This window comes from Prevotella sp. P3-122 (genome assembly GCF_002251365.1).
Taxonomy (GTDB): Bacteria; Bacteroidota; Bacteroidia; order Bacteroidales; family Bacteroidaceae; genus Prevotella.
In genome coordinates, this window is the sequence record NZ_NPJH01000058.1 from 85,671 (window position 1) to 106,680 (window position 21,010).

The 21,010-nt window shown below is 50.8% G+C and carries 21 protein-coding genes; 8 read left to right on the top strand and 13 right to left on the bottom strand.

Annotation, left to right across the window (positions count from 1 at the left end; genetic code table 11):
• Positions 1–106: 106 nt before the first annotated feature.
• From CIL02_RS10505 to CIL02_RS10545, 9 genes are all read right to left on the bottom strand, one after another.
• On the bottom strand, positions 107–496 hold the full coding sequence (locus tag CIL02_RS10505) for an endonuclease domain-containing protein (RefSeq protein WP_094401534.1): 390 nt from the start codon (positions 494–496) through the stop codon (positions 107–109).
• Positions 497–615: 119 nt separating this feature from the next.
• A complete protein-coding gene (locus CIL02_RS10510) occupies positions 616–1,698 on the bottom strand; it encodes an electron transfer flavoprotein subunit alpha/FixB family protein (protein WP_240513643.1) in 1,083 nt (360 codons plus the stop codon).
• A 191-nt stretch (positions 1,699–1,889) separates the two neighbouring features.
• Positions 1,890–2,759, bottom strand: coding sequence for an electron transfer flavoprotein subunit beta/FixA family protein (locus CIL02_RS10515; protein ID WP_094401536.1), 870 nt, complete (start codon positions 2,757–2,759; stop codon positions 1,890–1,892).
• Between the two features lie 214 nt (positions 2,760–2,973).
• Positions 2,974–3,378: a 2-amino-4-hydroxy-6-hydroxymethyldihydropteridine diphosphokinase gene (gene folK, locus CIL02_RS10520; RefSeq protein ID WP_094401537.1), complete on the bottom strand. Its 405-nt coding sequence runs from the start codon at positions 3,376–3,378 to the stop codon at positions 2,974–2,976.
• A complete protein-coding gene (queA, locus tag CIL02_RS10525; RefSeq protein ID WP_094401539.1) occupies positions 3,378–4,544 on the bottom strand; it encodes a tRNA preQ1(34) S-adenosylmethionine ribosyltransferase-isomerase QueA in 1,167 nt (388 codons plus the stop codon). Before queA ends, folK begins: the two co-directional genes overlap by 1 nt.
• A 38-nt stretch (positions 4,545–4,582) precedes the next feature.
• Entirely contained in the window at positions 4,583–5,278 is a 696-nt protein-coding gene (gene truB, locus CIL02_RS10530) for a tRNA pseudouridine(55) synthase TruB (RefSeq protein WP_094401541.1), read from the bottom strand.
• Between the two features lie 59 nt (positions 5,279–5,337).
• Complete coding sequence (locus CIL02_RS10535; RefSeq protein WP_094401543.1) at positions 5,338–6,141, bottom strand: undecaprenyl-diphosphate phosphatase; 804 nt, start codon at positions 6,139–6,141, stop codon at positions 5,338–5,340.
• A gap of 2 nt (positions 6,142–6,143) precedes the next feature.
• Positions 6,144–6,386: a DUF3098 domain-containing protein gene (locus tag CIL02_RS10540; RefSeq protein WP_094401544.1), complete on the bottom strand. Its 243-nt coding sequence runs from the start codon at positions 6,384–6,386 to the stop codon at positions 6,144–6,146.
• Positions 6,387–6,467: 81 nt separating this feature from the next.
• On the bottom strand, positions 6,468–7,349 hold the full coding sequence (locus tag CIL02_RS10545; RefSeq protein WP_094401546.1) for an ABC transporter permease: 882 nt from the start codon (positions 7,347–7,349) through the stop codon (positions 6,468–6,470).
• A 124-nt stretch (positions 7,350–7,473) separates the two neighbouring features.
• Between CIL02_RS10545 and CIL02_RS10550 the strand changes: the two genes are divergently transcribed.
• The 3 genes from CIL02_RS10550 to CIL02_RS10560 all read left to right on the top strand — a co-directional run bounded on the left by CIL02_RS10550 (position 7,474) and on the right by CIL02_RS10560 (position 11,589).
• Positions 7,474–8,253 (top strand): radical SAM protein, encoded by a 780-nt coding sequence (locus CIL02_RS10550; RefSeq protein ID WP_094401548.1) that lies wholly within the window; start codon positions 7,474–7,476, stop codon positions 8,251–8,253.
• A gap of 184 nt (positions 8,254–8,437) precedes the next feature.
• The gene (locus CIL02_RS10555) at positions 8,438–9,820 is read left to right on the top strand and encodes a T9SS type A sorting domain-containing protein (RefSeq protein ID WP_094401550.1); all 1,383 of its coding nucleotides are present in this window, start codon (positions 8,438–8,440) and stop codon (positions 9,818–9,820) included.
• Entirely contained in the window at positions 9,817–11,589 is a 1,773-nt protein-coding gene (locus tag CIL02_RS10560) for an Omp28-related outer membrane protein (RefSeq protein WP_094401551.1), read from the top strand. The genes CIL02_RS10555 and CIL02_RS10560 overlap by 4 nt, the downstream gene beginning before the upstream one ends.
• 305 nt (positions 11,590–11,894) lie before the next feature.
• Here CIL02_RS10560 and rpsO read toward each other — a convergent pair whose 3' ends face one another.
• Complete coding sequence (gene rpsO, locus CIL02_RS10565; protein WP_021991732.1) at positions 11,895–12,164, bottom strand: 30S ribosomal protein S15; 270 nt, start codon at positions 12,162–12,164, stop codon at positions 11,895–11,897.
• Between the two features lie 127 nt (positions 12,165–12,291).
• Between rpsO and typA the strand changes: the two genes are divergently transcribed.
• Entirely contained in the window at positions 12,292–14,094 is a 1,803-nt protein-coding gene (gene typA, locus CIL02_RS10570) for a translational GTPase TypA (RefSeq protein ID WP_094401553.1), read from the top strand.
• Between the two features lie 18 nt (positions 14,095–14,112).
• A complete protein-coding gene (locus tag CIL02_RS10575; protein ID WP_094401554.1) occupies positions 14,113–15,042 on the top strand; it encodes an acyltransferase family protein in 930 nt (309 codons plus the stop codon).
• 157 nt (positions 15,043–15,199) lie between these two features.
• On the opposite strand, the gene CIL02_RS10580 is transcribed toward CIL02_RS10575, so the two are convergent.
• A complete protein-coding gene (locus CIL02_RS10580; protein WP_094401556.1) occupies positions 15,200–15,646 on the bottom strand; it encodes an AraC family transcriptional regulator in 447 nt (148 codons plus the stop codon).
• 308 nt (positions 15,647–15,954) lie between these two features.
• Between CIL02_RS10580 and CIL02_RS10585 the strand changes: the two genes are divergently transcribed.
• Both CIL02_RS10585 and CIL02_RS10590 read left to right on the top strand, forming a co-directional pair.
• The gene (locus CIL02_RS10585) at positions 15,955–16,824 is read left to right on the top strand and encodes an RNA polymerase sigma factor RpoD/SigA (protein ID WP_094401557.1); all 870 of its coding nucleotides are present in this window, start codon (positions 15,955–15,957) and stop codon (positions 16,822–16,824) included.
• Positions 16,825–16,886: 62 nt separating this feature from the next.
• The gene (locus tag CIL02_RS10590; protein ID WP_094401559.1) at positions 16,887–18,098 is read left to right on the top strand and encodes an NADP-dependent isocitrate dehydrogenase; all 1,212 of its coding nucleotides are present in this window, start codon (positions 16,887–16,889) and stop codon (positions 18,096–18,098) included.
• A 135-nt stretch (positions 18,099–18,233) separates the two neighbouring features.
• Here CIL02_RS10590 and CIL02_RS10595 read toward each other — a convergent pair whose 3' ends face one another.
• Both CIL02_RS10595 and CIL02_RS10600 read right to left on the bottom strand, forming a co-directional pair.
• Positions 18,234–19,022, bottom strand: coding sequence for a Cof-type HAD-IIB family hydrolase (locus CIL02_RS10595; RefSeq protein ID WP_094401592.1), 789 nt, complete (start codon positions 19,020–19,022; stop codon positions 18,234–18,236).
• Positions 19,023–19,151: 129 nt separating this feature from the next.
• Entirely contained in the window at positions 19,152–19,988 is an 837-nt protein-coding gene (locus CIL02_RS10600) for a flagellar motor protein MotB (RefSeq protein ID WP_094401560.1), read from the bottom strand.
• Positions 19,989–20,218: 230 nt separating this feature from the next.
• On the opposite strand from CIL02_RS10600, the gene CIL02_RS10605 reads away from it, so the two are divergent.
• Positions 20,219–21,001: an SGNH/GDSL hydrolase family protein gene (locus tag CIL02_RS10605; RefSeq protein WP_094401562.1), complete on the top strand. Its 783-nt coding sequence runs from the start codon at positions 20,219–20,221 to the stop codon at positions 20,999–21,001.
• The last annotated feature ends 9 nt before the right edge of the window (positions 21,002–21,010 follow it).

Consider the following 21,010-nt stretch of genomic DNA (forward strand, 5'->3'; position numbering starts at 1 on the left):
GAGGGGAGATAATATGCTTTGTACGCTTGGTTTCATCTGTTGGATGGAGAGCGTTTGCTTTAGCCTGAATTCTCGTGTAGGAGAGGGGCTGGGTGTGAATTTTGTTTTATTCGTTATACAAAGTGTTTTTTATCTCTTTCATTACCTCATCAATATTGTCGGTTATCTGCTCGTTTTTGAACCTTAGGACAGTAAAACCATATTTGTTAAGCTTCTCTGTTCTGAATAGGTCATCCTCAATTTGCTGTGGTTCGGAATGGTAACCTCCGTCCACTTCAATAATCAATAACTGTTCGAGACAGACGAAATCAACAATAAAATCCCCTATGATATGTTGTCTTCTGAAATGAAATGTGCTTGGTAGTTGGCGAAGTTGTTCCCAAAGTATGGTCTCACTAAGGGTCATCTTCCTTCGGTTCTCTCGTGCAAACTCCTTAAGAATAGCATATCTGTCAGGAGCAGCCATCATAAAACCAAATTTCTGTTTCTTCTCCATCCCTTATTCTGTTATATCAAATCATGAATCTCAACTCAGTCTCAAATCATGACTCTCAAAACTCAAGCTGAAAAACATATCATCTCCCCTCTCCCCTTGGAGAGGGGCCGGGGGTGAGGCTACTTATTATTCTGCTTATAATACTTTATCAGCTTCGGCACCACCTCCTCAACCGTGCCTACTATCACATAGTCGGCAATCTTGTTGATTGGTGCCTCGGGGTCGCTGTTCACTGAGATGATGATGCCAGAGTCCTGCATACCGGCGATGTGCTGTATCTGTCCGCTGATACCGCAGGCGATATACACCTTGGGATGTACGGTGACACCCGTCTGGCCAATCTGACGGTCATGGTCTATCCAGCCGGCATCAACGGCAGCACGGCTACCGCCAACCTCACCATGGAGAACCTTGGCAAGCTGGAAGAGCTGGTCGAAACCTTCCTTAGAGCCTACTCCGTAACCGCCTGCTACAACGATGGGAGCACCCTTGAGGTTGTGCTTGGCAGCCTCTACGTGGTGGTCGAGTACCTTTACTACGTATGCCTCGGCAGAAACATACTTCGATACCTCGGGATAAACAACCTCACCCTTTGCCTTGCCCTCGTAGACGGCCTTCTGCATAACACCCGAACGAACGGTAGCCATCTGTGGACGGTGGTCGGGATTGACAATTGTGGCAACGATGTTACCACCGAAGGCAGGACGAATCTGATAGAGCAGATTCTCGTAGGTCTTGCCAGACTTCTTGTCCTCGTAAGAGCCAATCTCAAGCTCTGTACAGTCAGCGGTGAGTCCGCTGGTGAGAGATGATGATACACGTGGACCGAGGTCACGGCCAATAACAGTCGCTCCCATCAGGCATATCTGTGGTTTCTCCTCCTTGAAGAGGTTTACGAGAATGTCTGTATGGGGAGCAGAGGTATATGGGAACAGTCCTTCGCCGTCGAAGACGAAGAGCTTGTCCACACCGTAAGGCAGTATCTGCTCCTCTACCTTACCCTTGATGCCGGTTCCGGCAACTACGGCGTTGAGGTCGGCACCCAGCTCGTTAGCCAGCTTGCGTCCCTTTGTCAACAGCTCCTGAGAAACCTCCTGCACCTGTGTGCCCTCGATTTCGCAATATACAAAGACAGCCTCACCCCCTTGCCCCTCTCCATGAGAGAGGGGAGTCGTTACTGCTGCTCCAAGATTATCATTCATATTTCAATTATTATTAAATTTACATTATGTTACATTAAAGAAAAATTGAGAATGTCCTCAAAATCACCCTAAAAAGTAATCCCTCACACATCATCCCTTAAAAGTAATTATCTCCCACTCTCTCATGGAGAGGGACAAGGGGGTGAGGCTTTTTATCTCCCCTCTCTATTGGAGAGGGGGCGGGGGTGAGGCTACCCAATAATCTTCTCGTTCAACAATTCCTTTATCAGTCCCTCTACGTCAGCGTCGCTGCCAGTGAGAGTCTTGCTCTCCTTAGCCTGGAAGACGATGTTCTTGACTGCCTTCACCTTAGTTGGCGAGCCGCTGAGACCACACTGCTGTGGGTCGCCATCGACATCAGCCACCGACCACTGGTTGAGTGTGAGGTACGGGCGCTCGGCATACAGCTCCTTGTATGGCATGTCCTCGGTACGCTCCATGGGAGCAGTAGCACGCTTGTACTGCATTACAAGCTTCGCATTGCACGGACGGCATGGGACTGCACTGCCGTTTACTGTCACCACCACAGGCATTGGAGCCTCTACGGTCTCCACGCCACCGTCTATCTGGCGGCGGATGGTGAGCTTGCCGTCCTCGCACTTCAGGATTTCCTCTGCGTAGGTAACCTGGTTGAGGCCAAGCTTCTGAGCTACCTGCGGTCCAACCTGTGCTGTGTCACCGTCGATAGCCTGGCGACCACCGATGACGATGTCCACGTTGCCAATCTTCTTGATGGCTGTAGCCAGCGCATAGGAAGTAGCGAGAGTGTCAGCTCCTGCAAAGAGTCTGTCTGTCAGCAGCCATCCGGTGTCGGCACCACGATAGAGTCCCTGACGGATAATCTCTGCCGCACGGGGAGGTCCCATGGTAAGAATGCCTACAGTGGAACCGGGATTCTGCTCTTTCAGGCGAAGAGCCTGCTCAAGAGCGTTCAAGTCTTCAGGATTGAAGATGGCAGGCAAGGCAGCACGATTGACAGTTCCTTCGGCTGTCATGGCATCCTTGCCCACGTTGCGTGTGTCTGGTACTTGCTTTGCAAGCACAACAATGTTTAAACTCATAATTTATTTATAGTAGAATTTTGATAATTCAGGTTTTATAGACTGCAAAATTACAAGATTTTTACTTCTACACCAAATAAAATGCACAAAAAGAGACTTTTTGCGCACAAAAGATATTGTTTGTGTAGATAAAGGATATGGCAGGGTGTTTCCGAATAGGCTTTCGAAAGCGGCTAACAGCAGTTTCTGTGACACTCCTTTGCGGGGAACCGTGTCACATAATCTCGGAAAGCGGCTTCATTACGAAGTCCCGCTTGTACATGTCCGGGTGCGGTATCTTCAGGTCTGGCTCGTCAATGGTCAGATCATCATAGAGCAGGATGTCGATGTCGATAATTCTGTCCTCGTAGAGGCCGTTCTCCGACTTGTTCAAACGTCCGAGGTCGCGCTCTATCTGCTGCGTTACTTCGAGCACCCGTCTTGGCGACATTGTCGTAATCACTTTCACGCAGGCGTTGAGGAACATGTTTGGTGAGTTGAACCCCCATGGCTCTGTCTCGTGGAGTGACGAAGCCTTTACGACCTCGCCAACTCTTTCAGACAGTTGTATGAGTGCCTCGCGCATCACTCCGCGGCGGTTCCCAAGATTGGAGCCAAGAGCTATATATACAGTGTGCATCAGTCGTTGACTATTAATAGGGAGTCACCGTAGCATCCGAACATGTATCCGTTCTTAACCGCCAGGTCGTAGCAGCGCATGACATTCTCGTAGCCACCGAATGCCGCCGTTGCCATGAGCAGTGGCGAGAGCGGGTGGTAGAAGTTGGCAACCATGGCATCGGATAGTCCGAAGTCATAGGGTGGGAATATGAATTTGTTAGTCCAGTCGGAATACTCCTTCAGTCTTCCGTCCACACCTACGGCGGTCTCTGTTGCCTTGAGCACGCTGGTGCCTATGGAGCATATATGGTGTCCCTTCTCCCTTGCGCTGTTAACGATGTTGCAAGCCTCTGGCGATACCACCATCTGCTCAGAGTCCATCTTGTGCTTGGTGAGGTCCTCAACCTCTATAGGGTTGAAGTTGCCCAGTCCGCAATGCAGTGTTATGTATGCGCTCTCAATGCCCTTTATCTCCATTCGCTTCATCAGCTCGCGTGTGAAGTGCAGGCCAGTGGCGGGAGCTGTCACAGCACCTTCATTGCGTGCGAAGATGCACTGGAAGTCCTCATGGTCCTCATCCGTACCGTGGTGGCTCTCGCGGCGGTCAATGACATAGCGTGGCAGAGGAGCCTCGCCAAGGGCGAAGAGCTCGCGCTTGAATTCCTCGTGCGGGCAGTCGTACAGGAAGCGCAGAGTACGTCCGCGGCTTGTGGTATTGTCGATAACCTCGGCAACCATGGTTCCGGAGTCGTCGAAGAAGAGCTTGTTGCCGATACGTATCTTACGGGCAGGCTCCACAAGGACATCCCACAGGCGCATTTCCCTGTTCAGTTCCCTGAGCAGGAACACCTCTATCTTGGCATCGGTCTTCTCCTTGGTGCCATAGAGTCTGGCGGGGAATACCTTGGTATCGTTGAATACAAAGACATCGCCTTCATCGAAATAGTCGATGATATTGCGGAACTCTATGTATTTTCCCTCAATGGGGTTGCCGTCAGCATCTTTCTGGAAGAGGTCTATCTGTCCCGACTTACGGTGCAGCACCATCAGTCTGGCCTCGTCACGGCGTACAATCCGGTAGTGTTCTGTCTCCCCGGCATCGTTCTTGAACTCACGGTCGTATCCATGAGGATAGAGCGCAATCTGCTCATCGGGCAGTTTGAATTTGAATTGTGATAGTTTCATTTGAATTCTGTATATTGATGGGGTGCTTAAAATTTTAATTATTCGGTCAGTACTTTGTCGAGCCACTCTGCGACATTGTCGAAGTCTACGCAGTCTTCCACTCTTATGTCTCCGACTCTTGTTCTCCGCAGCGATGTCAGGAACGCTCCGCTGCCGAGTGCCCGTCCGAGGTCGCGTGCCAGGGCCCTGATGTAAGTGCCCTTTCCGCATACCACCCTTATTGCGAGCGTTTTCTCGTGGGCATTGAAGTCGAGGATTTCTATCTCGTCAATGCGTACCGTCTTTGGTGCCAGTTCTACGCTGTCACCCTTGCGGCGCAGGCTGTATGCCCTGTCACCGTTCACCTTTACGGCACTGTATGTTGGCGGTACCTGACTTATGTCGCCAATAAACTGTGGAAGCACCGAGCGTATGAGCTCAAGTGATATATGCTCCTTGGGGTAGGTGCGGTTGACGGTATGCTCGCGGTCGTAGCTGTCGGTAGTCGCTCCGAGCTGCATGGTGGCTACATACTCCTTGGTGTGGGTCTGCAGCTGCTCAATCAGTTTTGTCTTCTTACCTGTGCAGAGAACGAGAACACCTGTGGCAAGCGGGTCAAGGGTACCAGCGTGGCCAATCTTCACCTTCTTGCCCAGCCGTTTGGACATGACGTACCGCACATGTGCGAGTGCTCCAAAGCTCGACATTCTGTAAGGCTTGTCGACAGCCATAATCTCGCCTTTAAGGAAGTCCATGTTACTGTAAGGTTGTTATGGTTGAACGTAGAGTATCAGCAAATTGTTGCCCAACTCTCTTAGGAGAACGAGCAGGCAAGGGTGATGACACCTATGATGGCGCAGTAGATGGCGAAATAGACCAGCTTGCCTTTCTTCACGATGTCTATCATCCACTTGCAGGCCAGACAGCCGAAGACGAATGATGACAGGAAGCCTACGCCAAGAGCCAATGGCGAGATGTTGCCAACGGCAGCCTCGGAGCCATGAGCCACAGCCTTGTAGACGTCGAGGAGTGCCTCGCCAAGGATTGGTGGTATGACCATCAGGAACGAGAACTGTGCCAGCGTCTCCTTCTTGTTGCCAAGCAGAAGACCTGTGGCAATGGTGCTGCCCGAGCGAGACAGACCGGGCATGACGGCGGCAGCCTGTGCCAGTCCGATGATAAAGGCGTCGCGCATGGATATGGTCTCCTTCTGGCGTGGCCGCGCATAGTATGAGAACGTGAGCAGCAAGGCTGTCACCAGCAGCATCGTGCCGACAATGGCGAGGCCGGAGCCAAACACTTCCTCAACGGCATCCTTGAAAAATACGCCCACTATGCCAACAGGTATCATTGACACTATGATGTTGAGCACATAGCGTGTCTCATCGTTTAGCTGGCCCTTGAAGAGTCCGCGGAATATCCATGAAATCTCTTTCCATAGTATCACGAGAGTACTCAGCACTGTTGCGACATGTACGGCTACAGTGAAGGTCAGGTTGTCGTCTGGGTTTACACCAAAGAGGTAGGAGCCAATGGCAAGATGGCCACTGCTGCTTACAGGCAGATACTCGGTGAGTCCCTGCAGGGCACCGAGGATGAGAGCTTCCAACCAGTCCATAATTACTCTTCAGCCTCCTTGCTGTCTTTGGGTTTGCGGACGATAGCGTAAATCATGGATATAAATCCCACGAAACATACAACAGGTGCCACTTTTATGCGGGTGGCACTGAAGATGTCGGCATTGAATGCTGACTCGTCTGAGCTTGAGCCGCTCATAAGCACAAAGCCTATGATGACAATAAGCATGCTGACAGCCAACAGAATGAAGTTGGTCTTGTCGAATGCGTAGTTTCTCTTGTTCATGTATGTAGTTGATTTTATGATTGCTGTTTTCCTCTGTTTCTATAGTATGGTATGCCTGTTCGGTCACCCGTGTTCCGACTGTCAGATTTTGTAAAGGTCGCCAGCCTTCATCTTCAGGAATTTGTTTACCGAGATGTTGGCGCAGATGGAAGTGATGACAATTCCGAACACCACTACCGCCAGCGCGGTGATGGCAAGGTCCTGCCATGACACTATAGTGACGATGTCTGGCTCGTAGCACACCATCGCATACGACATTCCGCCAAGGGCCGCAATGGCGAATAGCGAGGCCACCAGTCCTATGACAACGGCACGGCTTACGAACGGACGGCGTATGAATCCCCAGGAGGCTCCAACGAGCTTCATGGTGTGGATGGAGAAGCGGCGGGCGTAGATGCCCAGGCGCACGGTGTTGTTGATAAGCGAGAATGAGACAAATGTGAGCAGCACGGCCAAAGTGAGCATCGCAAGTCCTATCTTGGCAAGGTTGCGGTTTACGGCCTCCACCAGGTCTTTCTGGTAGCTTATCTCAGTAACCTTCGGGTACCGCTTCAGCTCTTTGGCTATCCATCTCAGCGAGTCGTTGTTGGCATATTCGCTGTTCAGGGTAATCTCTATTGACGGCGAGAAGGGATTAAGCCCCTCGGTAAACTCGCTGGGGTCTGCCCCCATCTCTTTTGTTGCCTCTTTCAGTGCTCTTTCCTTGCTGATGAAGTTGATGCTCCTTATGTATGAGCTCTTCTTCACGGCATTGCACATCTGGTTGCCCTCAGAGTCGGTCATGTCGTGCTCAAGCATGAGCGTAACAACAAGGTTCTCCCTAACATGAGCAGAGAGGTTGCGCCCTGCAAGAGTGGTGAGCACCACCAATCCCAGCAAAATGAGCACCAGGGCGGTGCTTATACATAACGTAATTGCCTGCAAGCCTGAACGCTTGCCGGTCTTTCTGTGTTTCTTTACCATTGTACTAAAAGGCAATAATAAGCCAAATCAGCTGCAAAGTAACAAAAAAAATGGCTATTAAACGAGAGTTTAACGAGCGTTAACAACCATACTTGCGAAATAATCGTTACTTTTGCACACGATTATGACAACATCTCTACACCATTCACCCATATACGGTCCTGTACATAGTCGCAGGCTTGGGCTGTCGCTTGGCATAAACCTTATGCCGGGAGACGGGAAAATTTGCAATTTCGACTGCGTGTATTGCGAGTGCGGCACAAACGGTCAGAGGCATACAGTCTTGCCACGTCCCACACGGCAGGATGTCTCAGCCGCCCTTGAGCAGGCTCTCAATATTATGCTTTCAGAAGGGAAGGTCCCCGATGTGCTTACTTTTGCCGGCAATGGCGAGCCGACAGCTCATCCCGACTTCGCGGCTATTGTTGACGACACCATCAGTATGCGAAACCGCTATTGCCCCAATGCCCGAATAAGCGTGTTGAGCAATGCTACGCTCATTGGAAGGCCAGATGTCTTCAGTGCCCTGATGAAGGTCGACGACAACATCCTCAAGCTCGATACCGTTGACACCTATTATATATATAAGGTGAACCGCCCGCAGCAACATGGATTTGATATAGGCAATACCATTGAGCTAATGAGAAAGTTCAACGGCCACGTCATCATCCAGACCATTTTCATGAAAGGCGATGTGGAAGGTGACGATGTCGACAACACTTCCGAGCAGTTCGTCGCCCCATGGCTTGACGCTATCCGCAGCATTGCTCCTTCCAAGGTTATGATCTACACCATTGACCGTGACACCCCAGTGAAGACACTCCGCAAGGCCGACAAGGCTACCCTTGATGGTATCAGTGCACGGGTTGTGGCGGCAGGGTTTGAATGTTCTGTAGCATATTGACAGGCTTAAACACCCTTCCTTGATTGCGCACACTGATAGCTGTGGCATATGCCGCGCTTATGCTGTATTTCATGCGCTAAGTAACAAAATAGACCGTAGAATGGTACTGATAAATATATTTTTATTATCTTTGCAGCAAAATACAGGAAACGTATAATAATCTATATATAGCAAGACAATTCATATGAGGAAATTTTACGCAGTATTCGCTGTCCTTTCTGCATTAGGCTTTAATGCCAATGCTCAGGACAATTTTACAGTCCATGATTTTAAGGACGCAGAATTCTTTATCGACTTTGGTGGAGGCTACAAGGAGACCTATGGTGTGGCTGGTGTGTTCAACCACGTATCATCAAACGGCAAGTACGCCGTAGGTTGTGATGACCAGGGGATGACTACCGACTATGGATGCGCCTTCCTTTGGAGGAAAGATGCTCCGGACCAGTTGGAGTCGTTGTCGACAAAGACCTTGCGCGTGTCTGCGCTCGACGTATCGAACGATGGTATCGTGGTAGGAAGCTATGAGGTGGAGGCAGAAGGTGCCTGCTATCCGGCATGGAGGCGAGTAGACAATGATGAGTGGTTTTATCTTCCCGTTCCCGAGAACTACTCTGAATACCAGGCCAAGGAGGGCTACTTTGCTGATGAGGCCAGGGCCATCACTCCCGATGGCAAGTATATTGGTGGCAACATCCAGTATAAGGTAGGTACATTCGAGTTTCAGGGCACCACTTATGAGAGGTCAATCGGTATTCCAATAGTATGGAAGCAGAACGACAATGGAGAGTATGTCATAGACAGCTACAATACAGAGTTGGGCAAAGCCGGCAACCACAGGCTTCTGGATGGCGGAAAGTTCGTCTCACCAGACAGGGACGTTTCTGCAAGCTACTTCTTTGGCCGCTGCATCACTCCCGACGGCAAGACCTACGCCGGACTCAACATCGCCGGCAGCGGCGGCTTCAATCCTGCCTTCGTCCGCGACGGCATCCTTTACCAGATATACGATTGCGGAGAGGAAGAGGATGACGTCAAGAATTTCAATGGCGGATGCATATACAACTCCGATGCCAAAGGCAATCTCTACGGCTACTACCAGCAAGCTTCTGGCGACATTACTTATTTCATGATCTCGCCGAGTGACAGATTGTCCGTATTGACCGATGAGACCCTTTGTGCAGATGCAGCAGGCAATCGCTACCCTATATCGTACCAGGGCATGTATCCGATGTGGGATTGCGACGATGAGGGAAAAGTATTCGTGGGAGCGGGAACGGCTATTATCGGAGATACGCCATACAACTATCCCATATGCGCATCTGAGAATATTACCGATGGCATTGGCAATACCCTGAACTCCAATATGGGCGTTTCGCTCGATTTCGATGGCAACAAGGCCAGCATACATGGAGCATACCTCGCTGTAAGCCTTTATGATGCCTCAGGCAAATACCTCAAGTCTGCTGGACAGAGGCAGGCAATAGACCTTTCGGCAATGCCTGCAGGAACATACGTCCTCAGAGTGGCTACCGCTGCCGGAGTGAAGACTTTCAAGGTTGCAAAATGACAATACATAATTCTTTCCATACCGCCTCAAGGGTCGCAAGCATAGTGTTTGCGGCCTTTGTCGGCCTTATGCCGCTGACGGCTGGAGCTGACGAGATTGCCCTCTCCAACGTCAGCAGCACTGGAACGGCCCTGATGGAACAAGTAAAGAGTGGGGTAGAGGCACCAGGTGAGGCTTTGTTCTTTCCTGCGTCCACCATGCAGGCATACAAGGGATGCACCATTCGGACGATAAAGGTGGCCGTATGTGGGGCTACCGACGAGGGCAGGGTGTTCGTGACATCCGACCTCAAAGGCACTCCCCTTGCCGAGCAGGCTTTCACGACAGCTGGCTCGGGGTGGGTCGATGTGACGCTCGATAGTCCTTACGTTGTCGACGGTTCTGCCATATACGTAGGGTTTGAGGCCAAGGGGCAACGCTTTCTCGCATACTGCAAGAGGCTGGTGGCTGACGAGGAGTGGATAAAGTGTGATACTCTTGGATGGAAGACTTACGACAACGGCAGTAGTTCGGCCATTAAGGCAATTGTTGATGGAGACAACCTGCCACGGACCAATGTGCGCCTCGGCACACTCCGCATGCCTGCCTATGCTCTCAGAGATGCTCAGACAGCATGCGAGGGAGAGTTCTTCAATCTCGGACTTGACGATGTGACAAGCCTTACGTTCAGCTATATCGTCGATGGCAACGTTGCCTCGACAGAGACCATTACCATGTCGGGCGTAAAACCACGAAGCAAGGGCACCTTTACCTTGGCAGGCTACACATTGTCCGACGAGGGTGAGTACGACCTGCAGTTGCGCATATCAGCCGTCAATGGTAGTCCTGACCCTATAGATGCAGACAACCGCTCGGCAACAAAAAGGGCTGTCTGCAGGGAGTCGTTCGTTCAGCGCAAGATGCTTTTGGAGGTGTTCTCCACAGAGCTGTGCGTTAACTGCGCTGGTGCCCATGTCGCCATCGCCGAGGCTATGAAGGACTGCGACGATTATGTGGAACTTTGCCATCATGCCGGCTTCTACACCGACGGCCTGACAATAGACGCAAGCAAGGACTACGAGTGGTTCTACAAACCGTCAAACCTCTTTGCTCCAGCCCTGATGGCCGACCGTACGAACTTTGGCGAGGAATATCCAGACTATTATAATTATGGTGTACCTGTGATAGAGGGCAGTGGCTCGCGCGCAAGGCTCTTCCATGACGTTGCGATGAAGATACCTGCACTGGTGTCCGTCGATATGAATGTCGCTCTTGACCGCGAGACAAGAATGGTGTCGGTCAATGTCAAGGGCAACCAGCTGCTGCCCGTGGAAGGTGCCGATATGGCCAGGCTGTATGTGTTCCTGACCGAGGACAGTATTTTCACTACAACGCAGCGCGGTGCTCTGGGCGATTTCTGGCATCGCCATGCGGCACGCAAGAGTCTTACCCCGTCGTGGGGAGACGCCATAGACCTGCAGGAAGGCTATGATGCCGATTACTCCTTTGTTATTCCTGAGGAATGGAACATTGACAAGATGTCGGCCGTGGCATTCGTGGCCAAGTACAATCCCGATGACAAGAACGACTGCAATGTCTTGAATGCCAACTCTATTGAATTGTCGGATGCTACATCGGGAATAAGCCTCACGGCCAACGACCATTCCGGCGAGGCTCCTCATGCCATATACAACCTTGCCGGAATGCGACTGAAGGCTCTGCCCAAGACAGCAACTCCTGGTCAACGCAAACAGTTGTATATAATTGATGGAAAGAAGGTTCTACGATAAGGAGCGCTCCATTAATTAGCAAGAGGCTAAAATCGCCCTTGGCATAAGAACAGTCCCGAAATGGCTCAGTGGAAAAACATGGGGATGGGACCTAAATGAAGGTGCCTTTTCCAGCAAACGTTTGTAAGTATGGTTGCAAAGCTTTGCGTGGGCGATTGCAAAGCTTTGCGTGGGCCGATGCAAAGCTTTGCGTTGGCCGATGCAATGCTTTGCGTCTGGGATGGTCAAAACTGCTAACCCTACTCTCTAAAACAAAAATAGCCGCTCTCCAAAGGAGAACGGCTTGTTTTTTTTGCTTGCTGCAATTACTTGCGGAGGCCGAGGGCCTTGATGATGGCACGATAGCGGTTGATGTCGCGATCGTAGAGGTAATTGAGCAATGCACGGCGCTTTCCTACCAGCTGTGTCAGAGAACGTGTGGTAGTATAATCTTTACGGTGCTTCTTTACGTGCTCCGTCAAATGGGCAATACGGTATGAGAACAATGCTATCTGGCTCTCAGCTGAGCCAGTATCAGAGTTAGACTTTCCGTACTTGCCAAAGATCTCTTCTTTTTTTGCCTTGTCTAAATACATAGCTTTTGTAAATAATTAATAATGTTGTGCAAAAATGCGGGTGCAAAGTTACAACTTTTTTCCGATAATGACAAGCACATCCAATATTTTTTTGTAATTTTGCACCCGATTTATATCATTTTATACAATGCAAGACATTAGGAACATAGCAGTTATTGCTCACGTCGACCATGGCAAGACAACTCTCGTCGACAAGATGATGCTCGCCGGAAAGCTTTTCCGCGACGGACAGGATAACAGTGGAGAAGTGCTCGATGCCAACGATTTGGAACGCGAGCGTGGCATTACCATTCTTTCGAAAAACGTATCCATAAACTGGAAAGGAGTAAAGATAAACATCCTCGACACCCCGGGTCACTCCGACTTTGGTGGTGAGGTTGAGCGTGTGCTCAATATGGCCGATGGTTGTCTGCTGCTCGTCGATGCCTTTGAGGGGCCGATGCCGCAGACGCGCTTCGTATTGCAGAAAGCCCTGCAGCTCGGACTGAAGCCCATTGTGGTAGTCAACAAGGTTGACAAGCCCAACTGCCGTCCCGAGGAGGTCTACGAGATGGTGTTCGACCTTATGTTCGCGCTCAACGCTACTGAGGACCAGCTCGACTTCCCCGTTGTCTATGGTTCGGCAAAGAACGGATGGATGGCAGAGGAGTGGAACCAGCCTACCGACAACATCGACTATCTGCTTGACAAGATTGTAGAGGTCATACCAGCCCCAAGACAGATTGAGGGAACACCTCAGATGCTCATCACATCGCTCGACTACAGCAACTATACAGGCCGTATTGCCGTGGGACGCGTACACCGCGGAACCCTTACTGACGGCATGAACGTTACTATATGTCATCGTGACGGATCGCAGGAGAAGACACGCATCAAGGAGCTGCACACCTTCGAGGGTATGGGACACCAGAAGACCAGCAGCGTTGACTCTGGTGATATATGCGCCGTCATAGGACTGGAGAAATTCGAGATTGGCGATACCATCTGTGATTTTGAAAATCCCGAGCCTCTGCCGCCGATAGCCATTGACGAGCCTACCATGAGCATGCTCTTTACCATCAACGACAGCCCGTTCTTCGGAAAGGAAGGCAAATACTGCACCTCACGGCACATACAGGACAGACTCAACAAGGAGCTTGAGAAAAACCTCGCTCTCAGGGTTAGGCCTTTCGAGGACTCTACCGACAAGTGGATTGTCAGCGGACGTGGTGTGCTCCATCTGTCTGTGCTCATCGAGACCATGCGCCGTGAAGGCTACGAGCTGCAGGTGGGACAGCCGCAGGTTATCTACAAGACCATCGACGGACAGAAGTGCGAGCCTATCGAGGAACTGACCATCAATGTCCCGGAGGAGTTTGCAAGCAAGATGATAGACATGGTGACACGCCGAAAGGGCGAGATGACCTCCATGGAGAGCCAGTCCGACCGTGTGAACATAGAGTTCGAGATACCTTCACGCGGTATTATCGGCCTGCGTACCAACGTACTCACGGCATCACAGGGCGAGGCTATCATGGCCCATCGCTTCAAGGAGTACCAGCCTTTCAAGGGCGAAATCCTGCGTCGCACCAACGGCTCCATGATAGCACTTGAGACCGGAACGTCGTATGCCTACTCAATAGATAAGCTCCAGGACCGTGGAAAGTTCTTCATCGACCCGGGTGATGAGGTGTATGCCGGACAGGTAGTAGGCGAGCATGTACACGATAACGACCTGGTCATCAACGTCACCAAGGCAAAACAGCTCACCAACGTGCGTGCCTCTGGTTCCGACGAGAAGGCTCGCGTCATTCCCAAGACCGTTATGAGCTTGGAGGAATGTCTTGAGTACATCAAGGGCGATGAGCTGGTGGAGGTAACACCGAAGAACATGCGAATGAGGAAAACTATTCTCGACCATCTGGAGAGAAAAAGAGCCAATAAGGAGTAACAGGGACAAATAGTATTCATGACCAGCACAGCCCGCAGTCAGGAGCTTGACTATCTGAAGGGAGTACTCATCCTGCTGATGATAGCCTTCCACCTTGTCTATTTCGAGCACCTGTACCCCTATGCCAAGCAGGTGGTATATACGTTCCATATGCCGGCATTCCTGCTCGTAAGTGGCTATCTGGTCAACGTGGCTAAAACATGGCGGCAATTCCTCATCACTATGATGTGGATTGCCGTGCCATACGCCATCATGGAGAGCGCGTATGTCGTTGCGGCATCCCTGCTCCCCGTCTCTGACCATGTAGACAACCTCACTCCCGCACTATTCCTTGACAAGCTAGTGCTCAACCCCCTCGGCCCATACTGGTATCTGCATACCATGATAGTATGTGGCCTTATAACAAAGGCAGCGCAGTCGCTTCCTGTGGGCAAGCTTGCACGTCTTCTTGCCATGGTCGTCGTCATGGCCGTAGTATCGCTGTCGCCACTGACCCTCTCGCTGCCATGCGCCATGTACTATCTCGCAGGCCATGCCCTGCGCACTTCAGGCCAGCCGTTCACGCTGTTCTTTCCTTCTACCTTGCTTGCCGTATTGCCCTTTGCCGCCCTGGCCTGCTTCCCTTCCTGTCTTAACAAGGCTACTCCCGGCGGAGCCGTCATGGTGTATCTCTCTGTATGCTCGCTGCTTGCTGTCTACCGTCTGTCAGGAACACGCTTGCGGCAAGTACTATCTTTCCTTGGCCGTCGCTCTCTGCTGCTCTATGTGTTCTCACCAGTATTTACCTTGTCTGCAAAAGCCTTGGTACCCTTTCTTTCCTTCGACCCCACGGGGCTCCTGTTCCTTGTCCTTTCGCTCCTGCTTGCAGTGTGCGGAAGTCTGGCCATAGGCTATGTACTCGACCGCCTGCATATTTCTCCCTGGATATTCGGAAAGAACACAATGTGAGGTGTCTTTTGCTCAACTATATAAGTGAATAATAATACACACATACAAGGGGGGCTTTGTTGAATCCACATATACAGAACCACCACGGGGACATTCCGTCTTTATGGAATGTCCCCGTGGTGATTGTTTTTATACAATTATGTTTTTTACGAATGTCTTATTTCTTTCTGCTGGCCATGATGTCAGGATGCTCCAAAAGATATTTCATCTTGTAGTCTCTTGGTGTTGTTCCCTGAAACTTGTAGAAAGCAGCGTAGAATGACTGTCTGTTTGCAAAGCCAACCATGTCGGCGATGTCGCCCATGTTTAGTCCGATGTATCTTTTGTCGGTAAGAAGTGTCATGGCATCGTTGATACGGTAGGAATTGACAAAAGACGTGAAGTTCTGGTGAAATCTGGTGTTGACTACAGCGCTGATGTAGCGGGTGTTGGTGTTAAGGTCTTCGGCCAGGTTCTTGGCAGAGTAATTCTTGTCCTTATACTTCTTCTCCATTACTATTATCCTTAGAATGCCCTCCTGAAGTTTGTCCATCATTTCTGGACTGACAAGCGACCTGTACTTTGCCTCTTTCGGCTTTAGCTCGTGCAAGTTGTACTTTACCATAATGAATAATTTTTAGAGTTAGATAAACCTTCTTGGTCTTTTAGAGGTGCAAAGTTATACAATCTGTTTGAAATTTACAAAAAAACGGCAAGTTTTTCCACTGTGATAGCCAACAAAAGCCCTTACCAGTGGTTCTACAGGCATGGCTTAACATAGTGCAAAGGTGGTTACTGTTGGTCTGTTTAATAGGAAATAATAGTGATAAATGATAAAATAAATACCATTTGGGTAACATTTTTTTCCATATATGTGTAGTTATCATTTTTTTTTTTTAACTTAGCGCACAAAATTGATAATATCATGGAACTATGAGGCAGATAAAGATATCATACAACATCACGAACCGTGACAGTGAGGGCCTGGAGAAATACCTCGTGGACATCTCACGTGAGCCTATGGTTTCAGTAGAGGAGGAGACAGAGCTGGCGCACAAGATTTCCCTCGGCGGTCCAGAGGGAGAGAAGGCGCGCGACAGACTGGTAAAGGCCAACCTGCGGTTTGTTGTCTCCGTTGCCAAGCAATATCAGCATAAGGGGCTGTCGCTCACCGACCTTATCAACGAGGGCAATATCGGGCTGGTGAAAGCTGCCGATAAATTTGATGCCACCCGTGGCTTCAAGTTCATATCCTATGCCGTGTGGTGGATTCGGCAGAGCATCATGCAGGCTTTGGCCGAGCAAGGAAGGCTTGTGCGCATACCGCTCAACCAAATGGGCTATATCATGCGCATCAACCAGGCCATAGGACGTTTTCAGCAGACATACGGACGGATGCCTTCAACGGAGGAGCTGGCCGAGATAACGGGCATCGAAGAGGAGAAGGTGACCCAGAGCATGGCGAGCGACAACAAGGAGACGAGCATTGACGCGCCTTTGGGCGATGGCGAGGACAATTCCATGGCAGACAGGCTGGTATCAGACGACATACACACCGACAGGAATGTCGATAAGGAGTCGATGGAGCAGGAAGTGGAAGTTGTGCTTGAGAATATTCTCCACGGGAAGGAGCTGAAGATACTAAAGGAGAGTTTCGGCATCGGAACCAGGGAGAAGACGCTTGAGGAGATAGCCTCCGACATGGGTCTCACGCGTGAGAGAGTAAGGCAGATTAAGGAGAGAAGCCTCATGAAAATCAGACAGAGCGGCAACGTGAAGATACTGCTTAAGTATCTGGGATGAGGTGCCATATAAACAGTAATAAACAGGATGTCTATATTGACACAACTAATAATTTTTAAGGTATGAAGAAAATCAAGATGACAACCCCCATCGTAGAGATGGATGGAGACGAGATGACTAGGATTTTGTGGAGAATGATCAAGGATGAGCTTCTTCTCCCGTTCATAGACCTGAAGACAGAGTATTATGACCTTGGCTTGCCCTACCGCGACAAGACCGGTGACCAAGTTACAATAGATGCTGCTGAGGCCACCAAGAAATATGGCGTGGCGGTAAAGTGTGCCACTATCACTCCCAATGCCCAGCGCATGGACGAGTATAAACTTCATGAGATGTGGAAGAGTCCCAACGGCACTATACGCTCAATACTCGACGGCACCGTGTTCCGTGCTCCCATAACGATACCATCCATACATCCGGTGGTGAAGAACTGGGAACAGCCCATCACTATTGCCCGCCATGCCTATGGCGATGTATACAAGAGCGTGGAGATAAAGGCCGACGAGCCCGGTGTGGCCAAGCTTGTCTTCGAGGGCAAGAGCGGTAGCCGCGAGGAGGTTGTTATCCACAATTTCGATGGCCCGGGCGTTATCCAGGGTATGCACAACACCGACAAGTCCATAGCATCCTTCGCACATTCGTGCTTCAAGTATGCCATCGACACCCGTCAGGACCTGTGGTTTGCAACCAAGGACACCATATCAAAGAAGTATGATGCCCGTTTCCGCAAGATTTTCGAGGATATTTACGAGCAGGACTATAAGGAGACGTTCGAGAGTCTCGGCATAACCTATTTCTATACCCTTATAGATGACGCCGTGGCACGTGTCATACGTTCCAAGGGAGGATTTATCTGGGCATGCAAGAACTATGACGGCGACGTTATGAGCGACATGCTGTCAACGGCCTTTGGCTCTCTTGCCATGATGACGAGCGTGCTCGTGAGTCCAGATGGCAACTATGAGTACGAGGCTGCCCACGGCACCGTTACCCGCCATTACTACAGATACCTTAAGGGTGAGGAAACATCCACCAACCCCATGGCCACCATCTTCGCCTGGAGTGGCGCATTGCGCAAGCGTGGTGAGCTTGACGGCATAGACGAGCTTGTAGGCTTTGCCAACAGCCTTGAGAAGGCATGTCTCGACACACTTGCCGACGGCATCGCCACCAAGGACCTTGTAGGACTTATGGAGGGAGTAGAGGCTAAGGCCGTCACCTCAGCAGGGTTCATTGCCGCCATACGCGAGAGGTTGGAGAAGGCTCTTGCCTGACACACCGCCTGTCCTGAGCCTGACTGCGGCTCCTGCGCCTGACTGTATGTGGCCTATAGCCCTTGCCATGCTGCTATGCGGCAGGCAATATGCACTTCTGTACCAGTAAATGCTGCTATGTGCCAGTCAATGAGCTCAGATAACCCCGAAATGGTGCAGCGCATTTCTAACGCCGTCTTCGTCGACACTGTCTGTCACGAAGTCGGCGTTTTCCTTTGCCTCGTCGCAACCGTTGCCCATAGCCACACCTATGCCTGCAGCGCGCAGTATTGGAGTGTCGTTGCCGCCGTCGCCGAATGCCATGGTGTCATGGATATCGAAACCAAGATGCCGGGCCATAGCTGCCAGCCCCTTTCCCTTGTCGGCCTTGCTGCATGTGATATCGGTAAACTGTGGTGTCCATCTTCCCGACGTGCATCCGGGCAGCAGAGCCATCAGTTCCTCCTCTTGCGAGGGAGAGATGAATGGTGTCATCTGCAGTATGGGCTTGCAGAGGAGCCTTTCAGCCGGCAGGCTGTAGTCTATGCAGCTTACTCCAAGCCACTTGTTGAATATGTCGTCGACATCCTGCTTGTAGTTGAAGACGGCCACGTCGTCCTTGCCGCTCATCACTATCGGGCGGTCCCATTGCCGGCATGCGTCCATGATTACGGCCACCTCGTCCTCGCTGATGGCGTTCATGCACACTTGCTCCTTGCCAATGAAGCAGTAAGCTCCGTTGGTGGTTATGTAGCCGTCTATGAGGTCGTCAATCTGGCCGAGATTATTAATAATATGTATGGGGCGGCCAGTGGAGATAAAGACCATCACTCCCTTCTGTTTGGCAGCTCTTAGAGCCTGGACGGTGGAGTCGGGGATGCGGTGGGTGTTGAACGACACCAGCGTGCCGTCAATATCGAAAAATAAAGCTTTGAAGTTTCTCATCTTCCCAAATGTATTTTTGATAATGTAATTCTCGCACACAATTGCACAAGCAGCAGAACCTTCCCCCGAGGTCCTGCTGCTTGAGATTACGGTCTGTTGTCTGTTGTATGCCGTTATGCGAAATAAGTCTTATTCTCCCTCTGGTGCCTTGTCGATAAGGTCCATGAACTGGTCGAGCTTCGGAGTGATGATTATCTGTGTGCGGCGGTTGCGCTGCTTGCCTACTTCTGTGTCGTTCGATGCCAGCGGGTTGTATTCGCCACGTCCGCCCGCCGTGAGCCTCTTCGGGTCTACGCCATAGTGGTTCTGCAGATACTGCACCACGCTGGAGGCGCGCAGGCAGGAGAGGTCCCAGTTGTTGCGGATATTCTCGCGGCTTATGGGCACATTGTCGGTATTACCCTCTATCAGCACGTCGTAGTCCTTGTAGTCCATGATAATTTTCGCAATCTTTGACAGGGTCTCCTGTGCCCTGTCGTTAATCTCGTACGAGCCACTCTTGTAGAGCATGTTGTCAGCGAGCGAGATGTATACCACTCCCTTGAGCACCTGCACGTCAACCTCCTTCATCTCTTCCTTGCTCAGCGAGCGTGTGAGGTTGTTGGTGAGCACCATGTTGAGCGAGTCGCTCTTGCTCTTTACCTCAACGAGGTGTCTGATATACTGATTCGACTCGTTAATCTGGTCTACCAGCTTCGATATGTTGACATTGTTGGAGCTTGCGTTGCTGAGACTCTGGTCGAGCGAGCGCTGCAGGGCTGCATAGTCTTTCTTCTGCTGCTCAATCTGTGCCTCCAGGCTTGCGGCGCGTGCCTTGGCAGCAGCCAGTTCCTCCTTGGCGTTCTGGTAGTTTGTTGACAGTTCCCTGTTCTCGTTCTGGCAGTTCTGCAAATCTTTCTTGCTTGCGCAGCTGCTGGCGAGCAGCGTTGCTGCCACCATACCTAAGATTACAAAATTCTTTCTCATATCTTAATATTGTTAATATGTTAATATTTTCTGCAAAGTTACTATTTATGACGGCAATAACCTTCTAAAGTTACTCCTCTTTATGGAAAATTAACCGCTTTTTGTCCCGTTTTATTGTGTGTTAACGAGTTAAATAGTCAAGTCGGCTAAATTTCATCCCAAAAATGATGTGGTTTTTCTTTGTCATGTCATTTGTTTGAGCTACCTTTGTCGGCTCAAAAGAATAACAGATGAGAAGAGTTCTTGCCATATTATTGCTTCTCGTTGCCATAGCCTCCAGCAGGGCCGGCACGCACGACGGCAATGATGTTGTGCTGCTGGGCGACTCCAACACATGGCTTGGCGGAGACAGCTGCGACAACAGGAGGGGATGGAGCTGGTGGTTCTGTAGCTGCTACCATCCTGCCACATGCGTGAGCTATGCGCGCAGCGGTGCCACATGGACTAATACTCCAAGTACGGTGAGGGATATCACGGGCTATTCGGAGACCATCTCTGACAACAATGTTATCTACAATCAGATATATCGGCTTGTCGATGCCGTAAGAACAGGCGTGCAGCCCATGCCGGAGCTTGTTGTTGTCATGGCAGGCACCAATGATGCGTGGTTTTGCACCAAGCGCCCCTACGCCTTGTCAGAAACTGCTGACGAGGCCTTCAGCAGGACGTTGCCTGCCTGTGCGTCGGAGGCCGTCACCCTGGCATCATCCGTACGGCTGGCTTGTGACATCCTTATGCGCGAGCTGCCCTCATCGCGCATCGTCCTGATTACGCCCATGCAGTCGGTGAGCGCGGGATCTGACGCCATAGCCGCCGTCTCAGCCATTATTGCCGACTGTGGTCAAAGAATAGGACTGCCCGTCATACGTCTCGACACCGACGGATGTGTGAAAGCAGACACGGAGAGACGGCACCGTACGTACACATACGACGGCAACCACACCAACACCGAGGGTGCGCGGTGCATAGGAGAGTACATAGCACGGGCGATAGATAACATAAGCGACAAATAACACAGACAA